Source organism: Kocuria sp. LHG3120 (genome assembly GCF_049897445.1).
GTDB classification, from domain to species: Bacteria; Actinomycetota; Actinomycetes; order Actinomycetales; family Micrococcaceae; genus Kocuria; species Kocuria rosea.
In genome coordinates this window covers 130,251-145,750 of record NZ_JAFCWG010000003.1, presented here as the reverse complement: position 1 = coordinate 145,750, position 15,500 = coordinate 130,251, and the positions used below count along the sequence as shown (strand labels likewise).

The 15,500-nt window shown below is 74.7% G+C and carries 20 protein-coding genes; 14 read left to right on the top strand and 6 right to left on the bottom strand.

The genetic code is table 11. The features are described 5' to 3' along the window. Nucleotides 1-41 precede the first annotated feature (41 nt). A complete protein-coding gene (locus ACP7CD_RS07595; RefSeq protein WP_336649638.1) occupies nt 42-581 on the top strand; it encodes a DUF488 domain-containing protein in 540 nt (179 codons plus the stop codon). After that, nucleotides 569-901 carry a cupin gene (locus ACP7CD_RS07590; RefSeq protein WP_336649639.1) on the top strand — a complete coding sequence of 111 codons (333 nt, stop codon included), beginning with the start codon at nt 569-571 and terminating at the stop codon, nt 899-901. Before ACP7CD_RS07595 ends, ACP7CD_RS07590 begins: the two co-directional genes overlap by 13 nt. A 33-nt stretch (nt 902-934) precedes the next feature. Here the strand turns inward: ACP7CD_RS07590 and ACP7CD_RS07585 are convergent, their stop codons facing one another. Next, nucleotides 935-1,102, bottom strand: coding sequence for a hypothetical protein (locus ACP7CD_RS07585; protein WP_017833475.1), 168 nt, complete (start codon nt 1,100-1,102; stop codon nt 935-937). Nucleotides 1,103-1,285: 183 nt separating this feature from the next. On the opposite strand from ACP7CD_RS07585, the gene ACP7CD_RS07580 reads away from it, so the two are divergent. Further along, complete coding sequence (locus ACP7CD_RS07580) at nt 1,286-1,945, top strand: SDR family oxidoreductase (RefSeq protein ID WP_426119777.1); 660 nt, start codon at nt 1,286-1,288, stop codon at nt 1,943-1,945. Nucleotides 1,946-2,049: 104 nt separating this feature from the next. Here ACP7CD_RS07580 and ACP7CD_RS07575 read toward each other — a convergent pair whose 3' ends face one another. Together ACP7CD_RS07575 and ACP7CD_RS07570 are read right to left on the bottom strand one after the other, a co-directional pair. After that, nucleotides 2,050-2,514 carry a nuclear transport factor 2 family protein gene (locus ACP7CD_RS07575; protein WP_426119774.1) on the bottom strand — a complete coding sequence of 155 codons (465 nt, stop codon included), beginning with the start codon at nt 2,512-2,514 and terminating at the stop codon, nt 2,050-2,052. After that, nucleotides 2,511-3,050 carry a nuclear transport factor 2 family protein gene (locus ACP7CD_RS07570; protein ID WP_336649641.1) on the bottom strand — a complete coding sequence of 180 codons (540 nt, stop codon included), beginning with the start codon at nt 3,048-3,050 and terminating at the stop codon, nt 2,511-2,513. Before ACP7CD_RS07570 ends, ACP7CD_RS07575 begins: the two co-directional genes overlap by 4 nt. Nucleotides 3,051-3,195: 145 nt before the next feature. Here ACP7CD_RS07570 and ACP7CD_RS07565 point away from each other — a divergent pair, with 145 nt between their 5' ends. From ACP7CD_RS07565 to ACP7CD_RS07550, 4 genes are read left to right on the top strand one after another with little or no spacing between them, the layout of a single operon-like run. Continuing rightward, a complete protein-coding gene (locus ACP7CD_RS07565) occupies nt 3,196-3,678 on the top strand; it encodes a pyridoxamine 5'-phosphate oxidase family protein (protein WP_017833479.1) in 483 nt (160 codons plus the stop codon). Next, nucleotides 3,675-4,013 carry an acylphosphatase gene (locus ACP7CD_RS07560; protein WP_017833480.1) on the top strand — a complete coding sequence of 113 codons (339 nt, stop codon included), beginning with the start codon at nt 3,675-3,677 and terminating at the stop codon, nt 4,011-4,013. Before ACP7CD_RS07565 ends, ACP7CD_RS07560 begins: the two co-directional genes overlap by 4 nt. A gap of 41 nt (nt 4,014-4,054) precedes the next feature. Beyond that, nucleotides 4,055-5,020 (top strand): cation diffusion facilitator family transporter, encoded by a 966-nt coding sequence (locus tag ACP7CD_RS07555; protein WP_336649642.1) that lies wholly within the window; start codon nt 4,055-4,057, stop codon nt 5,018-5,020. Next, complete coding sequence (locus tag ACP7CD_RS07550) at nt 5,010-5,399, top strand: hypothetical protein (RefSeq protein WP_017833482.1); 390 nt, start codon at nt 5,010-5,012, stop codon at nt 5,397-5,399. The genes ACP7CD_RS07555 and ACP7CD_RS07550 overlap by 11 nt, the downstream gene beginning before the upstream one ends. On the opposite strand, the gene ACP7CD_RS07545 is transcribed toward ACP7CD_RS07550, so the two are convergent. Together ACP7CD_RS07545 and ACP7CD_RS07540 are read right to left on the bottom strand one after the other, a co-directional pair. Continuing rightward, on the bottom strand, nt 5,374-5,817 hold the full coding sequence (locus ACP7CD_RS07545; protein WP_336649670.1) for a DUF779 domain-containing protein: 444 nt from the start codon (nt 5,815-5,817) through the stop codon (nt 5,374-5,376). The two genes, ACP7CD_RS07550 and ACP7CD_RS07545, sit on opposite strands and share 26 nt — an antisense overlap. 87 nt (nt 5,818-5,904) lie before the next feature. Continuing rightward, a complete protein-coding gene (locus ACP7CD_RS07540; RefSeq protein WP_031283031.1) occupies nt 5,905-6,675 on the bottom strand; it encodes a spermidine synthase in 771 nt (256 codons plus the stop codon). 91 nt (nt 6,676-6,766) lie between these two features. On the opposite strand from ACP7CD_RS07540, the gene ACP7CD_RS07535 reads away from it, so the two are divergent. After that, a complete protein-coding gene (locus tag ACP7CD_RS07535) occupies nt 6,767-8,296 on the top strand; it encodes a DHA2 family efflux MFS transporter permease subunit (protein WP_426119770.1) in 1,530 nt (509 codons plus the stop codon). 19 nt (nt 8,297-8,315) lie between these two features. Here the strand turns inward: ACP7CD_RS07535 and ACP7CD_RS07530 are convergent, their stop codons facing one another. Next, a complete protein-coding gene (locus tag ACP7CD_RS07530) occupies nt 8,316-8,930 on the bottom strand; it encodes a cyclodeaminase/cyclohydrolase family protein (RefSeq protein WP_197723068.1) in 615 nt (204 codons plus the stop codon). Nucleotides 8,931-9,161: 231 nt separating this feature from the next. On the opposite strand from ACP7CD_RS07530, the gene ACP7CD_RS07525 reads away from it, so the two are divergent. From ACP7CD_RS07525 to ACP7CD_RS07500, 6 genes are all read left to right on the top strand, one after another. Then, nucleotides 9,162-9,413: a hypothetical protein gene (locus ACP7CD_RS07525; protein WP_017833487.1), complete on the top strand. Its 252-nt coding sequence runs from the start codon at nt 9,162-9,164 to the stop codon at nt 9,411-9,413. An 81-nt stretch (nt 9,414-9,494) separates the two neighbouring features. Next, nucleotides 9,495-11,390: a pyruvate kinase gene (locus tag ACP7CD_RS07520; protein WP_426119767.1), complete on the top strand. Its 1,896-nt coding sequence runs from the start codon at nt 9,495-9,497 to the stop codon at nt 11,388-11,390. Nucleotides 11,391-11,453: 63 nt separating this feature from the next. Next, nucleotides 11,454-12,428 (top strand): acyl-CoA thioesterase, encoded by a 975-nt coding sequence (locus ACP7CD_RS07515; protein WP_017833489.1) that lies wholly within the window; start codon nt 11,454-11,456, stop codon nt 12,426-12,428. A gap of 105 nt (nt 12,429-12,533) precedes the next feature. Beyond that, a complete protein-coding gene (locus ACP7CD_RS07510; protein WP_426119765.1) occupies nt 12,534-13,352 on the top strand; it encodes a di- and tripeptidase in 819 nt (272 codons plus the stop codon). 169 nt (nt 13,353-13,521) lie between these two features. Beyond that, complete coding sequence (locus tag ACP7CD_RS07505) at nt 13,522-14,463, top strand: glycerophosphodiester phosphodiesterase (protein ID WP_426119762.1); 942 nt, start codon at nt 13,522-13,524, stop codon at nt 14,461-14,463. 115 nt (nt 14,464-14,578) lie between these two features. Continuing rightward, nucleotides 14,579-15,496 carry an FAD:protein FMN transferase gene (locus ACP7CD_RS07500; RefSeq protein ID WP_426119760.1) on the top strand — a complete coding sequence of 306 codons (918 nt, stop codon included), beginning with the start codon at nt 14,579-14,581 and terminating at the stop codon, nt 15,494-15,496. The last annotated feature ends 4 nt before the right edge of the window (nt 15,497-15,500 follow it).

The following is a 15,500-nucleotide window of genomic DNA, read 5'->3' as shown; positions in this document are numbered from 1 at the left end:
GGGACGGGGAGGCCTCCGTGCCCGGTCAGTAGGGTGGGGACATGACCGCGCACACCGTCTACACCGTGGGCCACTCCACCCGCTCCGCCGAGGAGTTCGTGGCGCTGCTGCGGGAGTCCGGGGTGCAGCAGCTCGTCGACATCCGCACGGTGCCGCGCTCGCGGAAGAACCCGCAGTTCGACCTCGACGCGCTGCCGGGCACGCTCGCGGAGGCCGGCATCGGACACAGCTACTGCAAGGGCCTGGGCGGGCTGCGCCCCACCTCGAAGGACTCGGTCAACACCGCCTGGCGCAACGAGTCCTTCCGCGGCTACGCCGACCACATGCAGACCGACGAGTTCCGGGCCGCGCTGGCCGGGCTCGAGCGCCTGGCCGAGGACCGCATCGTCGCGATCATGTGCGCGGAGGCCGTCTGGTGGCGCTGCCACCGCTCGCTCGTGGCCGAGGCCCTGCTGGTGCGCGGGCACGACGTGCAGCACATCATGGGCCCCGGCAAGCTGACCCCCGCGACGCTGCGGGACTTCGCCGTGGTCGACGGAGACCGGATCACCTACCCAGGAGGAGAACCATGCAGCACCTGAACGAGATCGCCCTGCAGCACCTGAACGAGGCACGCCACGCCCCGCACGGGCGCAGCGCCGAGCAGCTCCTGCACCAGAAGGTGCTGCGCCAGACCCTCCTGGCCCTCAAGGAGGGGGCGGTGCTCGCGGAGCACAACGCCCCCTACGCCGGGAGCCTGCAGGTGCTGCACGGGCGGATCCGGGTCACCTCGAGCGAGGACCTGGTGCTCGGGGCCGGACACCTGCACGTGATCCCCGCGGAGCGGCACTCCGTGGTGGCCCTGGAGGACTCGGTGTTCATCCTCACCGCCGTGACCGGCATCGAGGACGCCGCCGAGTAGCCCCGCAGCGGCCCAGGGGAGGAGCGGGGGCGCTCAGCGCCGGCCCAGGTGCTTCTCCCGGCGGTAGGCGATGAACACGCCGGACACCGCGATCATCAGCATCATGGCGGCGATGAGCGCGAGCGTCCACGCGCCGTCGATCAGGGCGACGACCAGCAGGACGAGGGCGATCGCGGTCAGCAGGAGCTGGAAGATCAGCACGGGGCAGCCTCCGGTCGGGAACAGGGGTCCCGTCGAGGCTACCCGAGGCGTCCGCGGCGCCGGACGCCGGGGCCGGGCGCATTCCCGGTTTCGCCCTCCGCGTGAGCCGTGTCCCTGCGGCCGGGAGGGGGCTAGCGTCGGGGGAGAACACCACGTCCTCTCACCACCCCAAGGAGCACATCCATGTCCCGCACAGCCATCATCGGCGGCCACGGCAAGGTCGCCCTCGTCCTCGCCCAGCTGCTCAAGACCGGCGGCAACGACGTCACGAGCATCTTCCGCAACCCCGACCACACGGACGACGTCGAGAACACCGGCGCGTCCCCCGTGGTGGCCGACGTGGAGCAGCTGTCGGTCGCCCAGCTCGCGGACCTGCTCGAGGGCCAGGACGCCGTCGTGTGGAGCGCCGGCGCCGGCGGCGGCAGCCCCGAGCGCACCTACGCCGTGGACCGGGACGCGGCGATCCGCGCGATGGACGCGGCCGTGATGGCCGGCGCCAAGCGCTTCGTCATGGTCTCCTACTTCGGCGCCGGCCAGGACCACGGCGTCCCCGAGGACGACCCCTTCCACGCCTACGCCCAGGCCAAGGCCGACGCCGACGACCACCTGCGCGCCTCCTCGCTCGACTGGACGATCGTGGGCCCCGGCGCCCTCACCGAGGACGAGGCGACCGGCAGGATCGACGTGTCCGCGGGCGAGCGGGACGGCGAGCACCGGACCTCGCGGGCCAACGTGGCGCTCGTGGTCGCGGCCGTGCTGGACGACCCCTCGACCATCGGGAAGACCATCGAGTTCTCCGACGGGCACACGCTCATCACCGAGGCGCTCGAGGTGCAGCGGTGACCGCCTGAGCGCACCGCACGAGGGGCGGCCGCCGCGCACCGGGACCCCGGGCGCGGCGGCCGCCCGTCGCAACAGGGCTCCTGACCAGGAACGGCGCAGGGTTCCTAGGCCAGGAAGTCGGTCGTCCCCAGGACGCGTGCGGTCGCGCCGGGCGCGGTCGTGCCGGGCCCGGGCGCGTCCAGGGCGGCGATGCGGCGCTCGGCGATCCGCCAGCCGTCCGGGGTGCGCACGAACAGGTCCAGCTGGTCCCCGGCCAGCGCGGTCCCGTCGGCGCACACCACCAGCCACTTGCTCCAGGCCCGCACCCGGTCCGGGGCGAGCCGGCGCAGCACCGTGTCGGTGACCAGGTGGGGGTCCCGGGTCTCGGCCAGGGTCCGCTCGGCGATCTCCGCGGGCCCGCGCGCGGTCCCGCCCGGGGAGACGACGACGGCGTCCCCGGTGAACACCCGGTCCAGGTCCGGCCAGGCGCGGGCGTCCACCACCCGGGCGCACCGGCTCAGGACGGTGCCGATCTCGAGCGCCTCGGCGGCGGGCACCCGGTCCCACCCCGCGCCCGGTGCGGGGCTCACCGGCGGGTCCGGTCGGCGGCCGCGAGCACGGCGTCGTCGAACATCGCGTAGGCGTACGGGGCCGGCGCGTAGCCGCCCTCGGCGAGCGCCGCGGAGGCGGAGTCGTTGCGGGGCGCCACGGTGCGCCGCTCGATCCGCCACCCGTCGGCGGTGCGCCGGAACGTGTCGATGTAGTCGCCGCAGGCCACCCTCCGGTCCCACGTCAGCAGCAGCATCCTGGACCAGCACACGGCGGTGTCCGCGTCCACGGCCTCTACGATCGAGTTCAGGGTGTGCGTGGCGGGGAAGCGGGCGAGATCGACGGACTCGACGAAGCGCCGCACGCCCGCCGGGCCGTCGAACTCCCCCTGCGGTGCGCTGAGGCGGACTCCCGGCACGAACACCTCCCCGAACATGTCCCACTGGCGGTTGTCCAGCAGGTGCGAGGAGAAGCTCAGGATCTCGGCGATCTCGATCCGGTCCTGGGCGCTGAGCGCCCCGGTGGTGCTCTCCGTCGTGCTCTCCGCGGTCTGCTCCGAGACCTGTGTGTCGTCCATGGTCCTGCTCTCGTCCTCTCGTCCTTCTCGTGGGCCGGCCGGCCGGGCCGTTCCGGCGCGCCGGCGCACGACAAGCGGTTCCGCCCATGATGAATTCCCGGGCCCGGCCGTGCCACGAGGCCCGGTCGTTCCCTAATCTGACCACATGAGCACCCACCAGGATGACATCCAGCACATCGTCGAGTTCGTGAACCGCACCCGCGTCGGCATGCTCAGCACCCGCGAGGCCACCGGCAAGCTCGTCAGCCGCCCGATGACCGTGGTCGACGTGGCCCCGGGGGAGGACCTCAACTTCTTCACCAGCCGGGACACCTCCTCGGTCCGGGACGTGGCGGCCAACGACGCCGTCAACGTCGCGTTCGTGGGGGACCACGAATGGGTCTCGATCTCCGGCGCCGCCGAGGTGGTCGAGGACCGGCAGGTGCTCGAGGGGCTGTGGTCCGACGCGCTGAAGGCGTACTACCCGGACGGGCCCGCCACCCCCGGGCTCGTGGTGCTGCGCGTGCGCACGGAGACCGCCGAGCACTGGCGCAGCCCCGGGACGGTCGCCACCGCGCTGCGCTGGGCCAGGGCCCGCGCCACCGGGGAGCAGATCGACCCCGGCCAGTCCACGGTGGTGGACCTGTGAGCCTGCCCCCGATCCACCAGGGAGCCACCGCCGGCCGGGACCCCGAACGGCTGGACCTCGAGGAGGTCCTGCGCCTGACCGCCGTGGTGCACGGCTCCGTGCAGGGCGTCGGGTTCCGCTGGTGGACCGCGCGCCACGCGGAGCGGCTGGGCCTGCACGGCTCGGCGGTGAACAACGCGGACGGCACCGTGGGGGTGATCGCCGAGGGCCCCCGGCACGCCGTGCGGGACCTGCTCAAGGCCCTCAACGGCGGCGGCACGCCCGGCGCCGTGATGAAGGTGGACTCCCACTACGGCCCCGCCACCGGGGAGTTCCGCGGGTTCGTCACCGGCTGAGCCGCGACGCCGCGCCCCCGCCCGCGTTCTACGATGGGGGCATGGCTCACGACCACGCCGGGGACCGCGGACGCGCGGAGCACGACCACGGGCCCGGGCACTCGCACGCCGGTCCCGGGACCGACCGGTGGCGGATCGCCACCGCCTTCGGGATCACCGCGGCGCTGTTCGTCGTCCAGCTGGTCGGCGCCCTGTGGACGGGCTCCCTGGCGCTCCTCATCGACACCGCCCACGTGCTCACGGACGCGGGCGGGCTGCTGCTCGCGCTGATCGCCGCGCAGCTGACCCTGCGCCCGCCCAGCGCCCGGCGCACGTGGGGCTGGCGACGTGCGGAGATCGTGGCCGCGGCCCTGCAGGCCGGGGTGCTGCTGGCCGTGGGGCTGTTCGTGCTCGTGGAGGGCGTGCGCCGGTTCCTCGAGCCGCACCCGGTGGCCTCGGCCGAGATGCTGGTCTTCGGCGCCCTGGGCCTGGCCGGCAACCTCGTGGCGATGGCGGTGCTCTTCGGGGGCCGGCGCTCGAACCTGAACCTGCGCGCGGCGATGCTCGAGGTGCTCAACGACGCACTGGGCTCGGTCGCCGTGATCGTCGCGGCCGTGGTCATCACCCTCACCAGCTGGGTGCAGGCGGACGCCGTGGTGGCGCTGCTCATCGGCGCGCTCATCGTGCCCCGCACCGTCCGGCTGCTCGTGGAGTCCCTGTCCGTGCTCATGGAGAGCGTGCCCCCCGGGCTCGACATGGACGAGGTCCGCGGGCACATCCTCGAGCTCCCGCACGTGGTGGAGGTCCACGACCTGCACGCGACCCGGATCTCCTCGGACCTGCCCGTGCTCACCGCCCACGTGGTGCTCGAGGAGGAGTACTTCTACTCCGGCGGCTCCGCGGAGGCGCTGGGCCGGATCCAGCAGTGCGTGGCCGAGCACTTCCCCGTGTCCGTCCAGCACTCCACGATCCAGCTGGAGCCCGCCGACCACGACGAACCGGAGGTCTGCGCCCCCCATGAGCACTGAGCCCCCGAGCGGCGAGCAGCACTGCCTGGTCGTCTTCGTCCCCGCCACCCACGCCGAGCAGGTCCTGCAGGCCCTGGGCGAGGCCGGGGCGGGACGGGCCGGGAACTACTCCCACACCGCGTTCGTGAGCCGCGGCACCGGGCGGTTCACGCCGCTGCCGGGGGCCCACCCCGTGATCGGGGAGGTCGGCCGGCCCCAGGAGGTCGACGAGGTCCGCATCGAGACGCTGTATCCGGCCGCCGAGCGCGAGCGCGTGCTGCGGGCGATGGCCGGGGCCCACCCCTACGAGGTCCCGGCCTTCACCACCTTCCCGGTCCACGACCGGGGCCCGTCCTTCGACGAGCAGGGCCGGCTCAGGAGCCGGCCGGATCCTGCATGAGCGCCGAGCGGATCAGGAAGCGCTTGCCCTCCGGTGCCTCCACCGAGAACCCGGAGCCGCGGCCCTCCACCACGTCCACCGTGAGGAGGGTGTGCTTCCAGTACTCGAACTGCTCGCGGGACATCCAGAACTCGAGCTCGGCCGTGGCCGGGTCACCGGGCAGTGTGAACACGCCCAGCAGCACGTCCGCCGGGCCGGTGAGGAAGTCCCCGGCCGGGTAGCACATGGGCGCGGAGCCGTCGCAGCACCCGCCGGACTGGTGGAACATCAGCCGCCCGTGGATCCCCCGCAGCGTCCCGAGCAGCTCCACGGCGGCCGGCGTCAGGGCCACCCGGGAGAACGTCTCGCCCTCGACGGCGGGGACGGACTCCAGGACGGCGGTGTCCCCGGCGGCGCTCCCAGCGGTGTTCCCGGGGATGTTCGCGGTGGTGTTCGTGGCGGTGCTCTCTGCGGTGTTCTCGGCGGTGCTCACAGCACGCTCCTCGGCTCGGCGGTGTGATCCACGCTACAGGCGGTGGAGCAGTTCCTCCAGGCCGAGGCCGTCCAGCACACCCGCCGGGTGCGGTCCGGCGGCGGCGAAGGCGTCCGCCCACTCCCGGGGCAGGGCTCGGCGCCCGCCCACGAGGACCAGGTTGCCCGGGTAGCGCCCCGTGAGCAGCCGCTCCTCGGCCAGGCACCACACGTCGGCCAGCGCCTCCCGCATCGCCCGCGCCTGCCCGGCGAAGAACGCCAGCCCGGGGTCGTCGCCCACGTTGACGACCAGCACCCCGCCGGGCGCCAGCAGCCCGGCGGCCTCGGCGTAGAAGGACGGCTCCGTGAGGTGGGCGGGGGCGTCCCGGCCCGAGAAGACGTCGAGGACCACGAGGTCCGCGGTCCCGGGGGCGACGACGTCCGGCAAGGCCGCCCGGGCGTCGTCGATCACGACGCGCACGTCCGCCCCCACGGGCAGGGGCAGCGCCTCGAGCACGAACGCGGGCAGCTCCCGCTCGAGCTCCACGGCCACCTGCGCGGAGCCGGGCCGGGTCGCGGCCACGTACCGGGCGAGCGTCAGGGCCCCGGCGCCCAGGTGGACCGCGGTGACCGGCGCACCCGGCGCCGCCACCACGTCGACGACGCCGCCGATCCGCCGCAGGTACTCGTAGAAGATCTCCCCGGGGCGGGCGAGGTCCACGTGGGACTGCTCGGCCCCGCCGATGGAGAGCACGAACCCGCCCTCGGTGAAGCCGTCCGGGGTGATCTCGGCGTGCACGCCGGCGTCCTTGAGGTATCTGCGCATGAGCCCATTGTCACTTCCCGGACGGGAATGAAGCGGGGGCCGGGACGGCTCTACCGGTGAACCACTGCTGCGTCCCGAAGGATCCCCGCCCATGGCACCCGACGTCCCCGTGTCCGAGACCCCTCCCGTCCCCGCCCCCGCGCCCGCCACCGGGCTCCCGGACACCGGCCCCCCGGCCGTCGTCGCGGACACCGACCACTCCGCCCGCAACCGCCTGGTCATCGGGCTGCTGCTGGTCTCCACGTTCGTGGTGATCCTCAACGAGACGATCATGGGCGTGGCGCTGCCCCGCCTCATGGCCGACCTCTCCGTCACGGCGGTCGCCGGCCAGTGGCTCACCACCGCCTACATGCTGACCATGGCCGTGGTCATCCCGGTGACGGGGTTCCTGCTCCAGCGCCTGCACACCCGGCCCGTGTTCCTGACCGCCATGACCCTCTTCAGCCTCGGCACCCTCGTCTGCGCGGCCGCGCCCGGGTTCGGGACGCTGCTCGCGGGGCGGGTGGTGCAGGCCGGCGGCACGGCCATCATGATGCCGCTGCTGATGACCACGGTGCTGACCCTCGTGCCGCCGGCCGGGCGCGGGCGGGTCATGGGCAACATCTCGATCGTCATCTCGGTCGCCCCGGCCGTGGGGCCCACCATCTCGGGCGTCATCCTCAGCGTGCTCGAGTGGCGGTGGATGTTCATCCTGGTGCTGCCGATCGCGGTGGGCTCCCTGCTGCTCGGCGCGTGGCGGATGCAGAACGTCACCGAGCCCCGTCCGGCGCCGCTGGACGTGGTCTCGGTGGTTCTCTCGGCCCTGGGCTTCGGCGGCCTGGTCTACGGCCTGAGCACGCTCGGCGAGGGCGGGGACGCCGCGCTCCCGGCGTGGGTGCCGCTCGTGCTGGGCGTGGCAGCGCTGGCCGTGTTCGTGCGGCGCCAGACGCGGCTGCAGCGCGCGGACCGCGCCCTGCTGGACCTGCGCACCTTCCGGTCCCGGGTGTTCACGATGTCCACGGCGGTGCTCGCCGTCAGCATGATGGCCCTCTTCGGCACGCTGATCGTCCTGCCCATCTACCTGCAGACCGTGCACGGCCTCGACCCCCTGGGCACGGGCCTGCTGCTGCTGCCCGGCGGGCTCGTCATGGGACTGCTGGCACCCTTCGTGGGCCGGGTCTACGACCGATCGGGCCCCACCGTGCTGCTCGTGCCGGGCTCGATCCTGCTGAGCGCGTCCCTGTGGTACCTCGCCTCCACCACGGGGGCCACGCCCGTCCCGATGCTGCTGCTCGCCCACGTGGTGCTCAGCACGGGTCTGGCCCTGATGTTCACCCCGCTGTTCACCGCGGGCCTGGGCGCCCTGCCGACACGGCTGTACTCGCACGGCTCCGCCATGGTGGGCACCCTGCAGCAGGTGGCGGGCGCGGCGGGCACGGCCCTGTTCGTCACCGTGCTGACCCTCTCCGCCGCCGGCGCGGCGGCCTCCGGGGCCTCGGCTCCGGAGGCCACCGAGGCGGGCGTGCGGAGCGCCTTCCTGTGCGGCGGGATCATCTCGCTGCTCGCCGTCGTCGGCTCCTTCGGGGTGCGCCGCCCCGCGGGCACGGCGGGCACGGAGAGCGCCGCGGGCGCGGAGGACTGAGGCCCCGCGGGCCCGGTCCTCAGCCCCGGACGCGCTCGCGGATCAGCCGCGTGAGCTCCGCGGCGTCCTCGACGGCCCGCTCGCCCTCGGCCAGCCCCGCACGCAGCTCCTCCCGGGTCGCGGCGTCCTTGAGGGCGCGGACGTTGATCTCGAGCGTCACCATGGCCGTGGCCACCGCGGCCCGGGCCGCCTCGGAGGCCGCCGCCACGTCGCTGAGGACGTTGGGGTTGCACCAGCCGGTCAGCTCGCGCGCGAGCCCGACCACCTCGGTGCCCACCCCGATCAGCTCCCGCGGGGGACGCGCGGCGCCGGCCGTGGCCTCCTGGACCGCCCGCGAGCGCTCCGCCTTCTCCTCGGCGGTGTCCTTCGGCAGGGTGTAGGCGGCCGAGAGCGCGCCGAAGGCCTCGGCGTCGGCGTCCGCCAGGCCCAGCGCGCGCGGGATCAGCTCCTCGGCCCGGTCGGCCGCGCGCCGGGCACGGTCCGTGTGCTCGGACGCCGTGGAGTAGCGTGCGGACATCGCGATCAGGGCCGCGCCCAGCGCCGCCTGCAGGGCGCCCGCGGCGCCGCCGCCGGGGGCGGGCTCGTCCGAGGCCATGCGCTCCACGTAGGCCCTGACGTTCTCCGAGCTGATCACAGCGGCTCCTTCCGGTGGCGGGACCTGCCGCCCGCCGCGGGGCGGGCGCAGGCGGTGGCGTCCGCACGAGCCTAGCCCTCCGCCGGTCCCCGTGGTGAGTCTCACAGCCACCGCGGGACGAGTGCACGGCCCGTCCATCGCACGGAAACGTGCCGGCCACATCGGCGGACGATCCTGGAGGTGTCCGAGGGCCCCCTCCCCGGACCCCGACCCCCGAGAGGACGTGCCGCCATGACGACCCTCCGAGCGACGACCGTCGACGCGACCACCGATGACACCTGGGTCCAGGACCCCGCGCGGATCCGCCCCGGCGACCGGATCGAGGTGTGGGAGCAGGACCACCTCCGCCACGTCGGCACGGTGGGCCAGTGCGCGCCCCACCTGCGGCTGCTCTGGATCCTGGAGGCCGGCACCGGCTCCCGCCGGCTGATCCCCGTCCACGGCTACCGCCTGCGCCGCTCCCCGTTCGCCCGCCCCGCCTGAGGCCCCGTCGCCTCGTGTTCAGCCGCTGTTCGCCCGGGGCGGGTACGGTCGGCGCTGACAGCCGGGCGGACGAGGAGGATCATGGGGAGTCAGCAGGTCGACGGCGGTCGCGGCGGGGCAGCTCCCGGCCGGGACCGCGGGAGGGAGCACGGCATGGCGGCGACCGCCCGGCAGGAGTGCGCCGCGCGGCTGCACGACCGGGTCGCGGCGCTCGTCGACGTGGTGCTCCGGGCCCGCCGGGCGGCCGTGCCGCAGCTCGAGCGCGTGAACCCCCGCCACCGCGGGTCCGCGCTCAACCTCGTGGACTACGTGGCCGTGCGCAGCCAGGACGTGCGGGACCTGCAGCGGGACCTCAGCGGCCTGGGCGTGTCTTCCCTGGGGCGGATGGAGGCCGGGGTCATGAGCCACCTCGGCGCCGTGCTGGAGACCCTCCGCGTGCTCGCCGGCCGACCGGAGGAGGACGTCGGGGCGCCCGGCCCCGACGAGCCCGACGAGCCCGGTGCGGAGGTGCTGCGCCGCAACACCGCGGCCCTGCTCGGCCCGGGCCGGGAGGGGCGCAGCACCCGGATCATGGTCACCTTCCCCTCGGAGGCCGCCGCGGACCCCCGGCTCGTCCAGGACATGGTCCGCGCCGGGATGGACGTGGCCCGGATCAACTGCGCGCACGACGGCCCCGAGCAGTGGGCGGCCATGATCGGGCACGTCCGGGCGGCCGGGCAGGCGCTCGGCCGCGAGGTCCGCGTGGCCATGGACCTCGCGGGGCCCAAGCTGCGCACCGGGCCGATCGAGCCCGGTCCGCAGGTCGAGAAGATCAAGCCCACCCGGGACAGCGGCGGCCGGGTGACCGCCCCGGCCCGCCTCTGGCTGGGCGAGGCGGACCCGGCGGTCGACGACGACGCCCCGGCCGTCCCCGTGGCCGGCGCCGCCTGGACCGCGGCCCGCACCCCGGGGGAGCGGCTGCGGCTCAAGGACGCGCGCGGCTCCGGACGGACCCTGCGGGTGATCGAGGCCACCGGGCCCGGCGTGCTCGTCGAGTGCGCCAAGACCGTGTACTTCGCCACGGGCCTGGCCGTGCGGGCCGAGGACGGCACGGAGGGCATGCTCGGCGAGCTGCCCGCCGTCGAGCAGTCCCTGCGCGTGCGCGCGGGGGACACCGTGGTGCTGACCCGGGACCTCGCACCCGCCCCGGTCCGGTCCGAGAGCCCCTTCCGGATCGGCTGCTCCCTGCCCGAGGTGTTCACGGACGCCCGGGAGGGGCAGCCGGCCTGGATCGACGACGGGAGGATCCGCTGCCGGATCACCTCCGTGGGGCCCGACGAGATCGTGCTGGAGGTGCTGCAGGCGGGCCCCGACGGCACCAAGCTCAAAGCGGGGAAGGGCATCAACCTGCCCGAGACGGACCTGCGCATCTCCTCGCTCACCGACGAGGACCGCACGCACCTGCCGTTCGTGGCCGAGCACGCCGACATCGTCAACATGTCCTTCGTGCGCTCGCGGGAGGACGTGACCGACCTGCTGCGGGAGCTCGAGCGGATCGGCAACACCGCCCTGGACGTCACCCTCAAGATCGAGACCGTGGGCGGCTTCGAGTCCCTGCCCGCGATGCTGCTGGAGGCCATGCGGTGGCAGGACGTGGGCGTCATGATCGCGCGCGGGGACCTCGCGGTCGAGGCCGGGTTCGAGCGGATGGCCGAGGTGCAGGAGGAGATCCTGTGGCTGTGCGAGGCCGGGCACGTGCCCGTGGTCTGGGCCACCCAGGTCCTGGAGTCCCTCGCCAAGAAGGGCCTGCCCTCCCGGGCCGAGGTCACGGACGCGGCGATGGGCCAGCGCGCCGAGTGCGTGATGCTCAACAAGGGACCGTTCGTGGTGGACGCGATCGAGGCCCTCGACGACATCCTCGTGCGGATGGAGGGGCACACCCGCAAGAAGTCGGACATGCTCCGCCGGCTCAACGCGTGGGCGCCCGTCGTCGAGTGAGCGGGCGAGCGGTCGGGTGAGCCGCGGGGCGGACCGCGCGGTGACCCGTGCCACACTGGGGGCATGGCCGCACGCGACACCGCCGTTCTCCGCTTCCTCGCCGCCCCGACCGACGCCGGGCGCACCGGCACCGTGGACGGCGGGCGCGTCCTCGAGTGGATCGACAAGGCCGCCTACGCGTGCGCCGTGGGCTGGTCCCGGGCCTACTGCGTGACGGCGTACGTGGGCAACATCCACTTCGACCGCCCGGTGTGCGTGGGGGACATGGTGGAGGTCTCCGCGAAGATCGTGCACACCGGACGGTCCTCGATGCACATCCGGGTGGAGGTCGCCTCCGCGGACCCCCGCGAGCACGGGGTGACCCTCAAGGACACGTGCCTGATCATCATGGTGGCCGTGGACGGGGACGGCCGCCCCACCCCCGTCCCGCAGTGGGCGCCCGAGACGGAGCACGAGCGCCAGCAGTCGGCCGTCACGCAGCGGCGGATCGAGCTGCGCAACAGCATCGAGGAGCTGATGGCGGAGCAGCGGTACACGGACGAGGGCACCGCCGAGGAGACCGTGCTACGCTTCCTCGCCGCGCCCACGGACATCAACTGGGGCGGGAAGGTGCACGGGGGCACGGCCATGCGCTGGATCGACGAGGCCGCGTACGTGTGCGGGGCCCGGTGGGCGGGCCGGCCGGTCATCGCCGTCTACGCCGGGGGCGTCCGGTTCTACCGGCCCATGCACATCGGCCACCTCGTGGAGGTCCGGGCGCGGCTCATCCACACCGCGGCCCGCGGCCTGCACATCTCCGTGAACTGCTGGTCGGGGGACCCCGCGACCGGGGAGCTCGCGCTGACCACCAACTGCCTCATGGTCATGGTCGCCCTCGACGACCAGGGCCACGCCCTGCCGGCCCGGCAGTGGCAGCCGGTCAGCCAGGAGGACCGGGACCTGGACGCGTTCGCCCGGGAGCTGGTCCGGCTGCGCGCCGAGTTCCCGGACTCCTTCCAGCAGGTCGACCCGTCCGTCTCCCGGCTGCCCGGGAGCTGACCGCGCCCCTCCTCAGCCGTCGGCGAATCCCGGGACCCGATCAGCCTGCTGTGCATATAGTGGGCCGAGACCCACCGTCCCGGCACCCCACAAGGAGAGCACGCCATGGACCTGAATCCCCTGAACAACGCGTTCGACGACGAGGGCAAGCCCAAGCCCGCCATGAACAAGCTCCTCGACACCGTGCTGCGCGTGCAGCGGCCCGTGGTCCTGGGCTTCGTGAAGAAGGAGCGCGCCGACCACCCCGACGAGACGCCCGAGCAGATCGCCAGGCGGCTCGAGAAGATCTACGTCCGGTCCGTGACCATGGGCGGCGGGGCCGTCGGCGCCACCGCGGTGGTCCCCGGCATCGGCACCGTCGCGTCGCTCGGCCTGTCCTCCTTCGCGGTGGTCGGCTACCTCGAGGCCACCGCCCTGTACGCCCAGGCGATCGCCGAGCTGCACGGGGTGCACACGGAGGACCCGGAGAAGACCCGCACCATGGTCATGGCCCTGATGCTCGGCGAGGACGGCCGCCAGGTCATGAACCAGATCCTGGCCAGCGGCACCAAGGGCCGCGGCATGATGTCCTCCTGGGGCCTGATGATGGGCAAGGACGACTCGAAGACCTTCGACGTCAGCAGGATCATCCGCAACATGTTCGTCAAGCGCTTCCTGCTCAAGCAGACCGGCGCCGTGTTCGGCCGTGCCCTGCCGTTCGGCGTGGGCGCGATCGTCGGCGGGGGAGCGAACCTGGCCATGTCCAAGCAGGTCATCGCCGCGACGCACGAGGCGTTCGGGCCGCTGCCCACCACGTTCCCGGCCGAGCTCGAGCCCGAGGAGCGGGCCCCCCGGTTCGACGACGGCACGTCCCGGAAGGGGAGGCGGGACCGGAAGGCCGACACGGCCGCCGCGGCCCGCGGCGAGATCACCGGCGAGCAGTAGACCCCGCGCCGCGCTCTCGCCCTGCCGTTCGACGACGCCCCGCGCCCGGCGGGGCGTCGTCGTCGTTCACGACAGGTCCGCCGGGGCGTGGCCCCGCGTTCACCGCGTCTCCCTAGCCTGGTGCACGAGCGGGGCGCACCGCGCCCCGACCGACAGCCGAGGGAGCGCCGTGCGGCCGATCGTCTACGCGCACCGGGGGGCCAGCGCGGACCTCCCCGAGCACACCCGGGCCGCCTACGTGCAGGCGCTGCTGGACGGCGCCGACGGGGTGGAGTGCGACGTCCACCTCAGCCGCGACGGCCACCTCGTCCTGCACCACGACGCCCAGCTGGGCCGCACGAGCGACGGCCGGGGCCCCGTCTCCGCGCGCACGCTCGCTGAGCTGCGCCGCCTCGACTGGACCTCCTGGAAGGGCGTGCGCATCCCGCCGGGCCACGGGGCGCCGGGCCGTCAGCTGCTCACCCTGCCCGAGCTGCTGGACCTGCTGCGGGGAGCGGGCCGGCCCGTGGGCCTGGCCGTGGAGACGAAGCACCCCAGCCCGTTCGGCCACCGGCTCGAGGAGGAGGTCCTCGGGCTGCTGATGCGGGAGGGCTGGGACCCCGAGACCGGGCGGCTGGACGACGTCACGGTCTCGCTGATGAGCTTCCACCCCGACGCCGTCCGGCACTTCCTGGAGACGGTGCCCGCCCGGCACGTGTGCCAGCTGGTCGGGACGACCACCCGCCGCACGGTCGGGGACAGCCTGCGCGTGGGCCGCACGGCCGCGGCGGTGCTCCACGCCGGGATGCGGTTCGTGGTGCCGCCGGCGCTGCCCGTGATCTCGGCGGGCCTCGTGGACCTGGTGGGCCCGGGGCTGGACTTCGTCCGGGCCCGCCCCGACCTCGTGCGGCAGTGGCGGGCGGAGGGACGCGTGCTGCGGGTCTGGACGGTCGACACCGCACGGGACGTGGACCTGTGCCGCGCGCTCGGCGTCCAGCAGCTCACCACGAACCGCCCGGCCGACGTGCTGCGCTGGGTGCGGGCGCCCTCCGGGGCCCCGCTCGGCGTCCCGGCCGGCGGCCCGGCGGCCGTCACGGGCCGGTCCCGGTGCGCGAGCACGGCGGTCGGGTAACGGGGGGTCACGTCACCGCCGGCCGGGCCCGGCGCGCGTATGCTCGACAGCAGCTGTCCGTGTCCCCCCGCACGTCACCGTTGTCCGCCTCTCCCCCCACCACCAGGAGACGGTCATGCCCACCCCGATCCCGCCCCGCGCCCCGGACGCCGGCGCCGTGCGCGCCCCCGCCCCGGACCTCCAGGCCGAGGCCGTCCGGCTCGCCGAGCACGTGCGCCGCGAGGTCGCCCGCGCCGTGGCGCCCGAGCGCATCGACTCAGAGCTGTCCCTGCTGAACCGGTTCGCCGAGCACGAGGACGTCGACGTCGTCCTCGGGCCCGTGCTCGCCGGGATCGTCGCGGCCGCCCTGCTCTCCTCCCGCCTCACGAGCGGGCTCACCGATCCCACCACCGGCGGGGCGGCCTGGCGGGCCCTGGACGGGCTCGAGCCGCACCCGGCGCCCGGAATCGGGAGCCTCGACCTGGACGTGGCCACCCGGCGGCTGCGCATGCGCCGCGGCACGGTCCTGGACCTCGCGCCGGTCGCCGACGCGTGGGCGGCGGACCGCATCGTCCGGGCCTTCACGGAGACGCACCCCGGCGTTGCGCTGGTCGCCGAGGTCGGCGCGGCGTGCGCCGTGGGCGGGCCGACCGCCGCGGCCGCCGCCCTCGTGGGCGCCGCCCCGGCGGCACGGAGCGCGGACCCCCGGACCGCCGACCCCCGGGCCGGTGTGGAGCCCGGGGCGCGGGCGGCCCTCGTCGAGCGCGGCCGGCGGGGCCTCGCGGTGGTGGAGAGCCCCGGGAGCGTCCTGGTCAACCCGGTGACCGGCGCCGCCGCGGCGAGCCCGTGGGACCGGGTCGTGGTCGCCGCGCAGAGCGCGGTGGAGGCCCAGGCCTACGCCCGCGCCGCGCACGTGCTGGGACGGGACGCGCCCGGCTGGGTCGCGGCGTGCGCGGCCGACGGCGAGTTCACCGGTTCCCGGCCCGGCAGCACCCTCCGGCGCCGCCTCAGGACACCGGGCTGGCCGGAGCGGGCGGGCCGCGCGGCGGCCTGAGCGG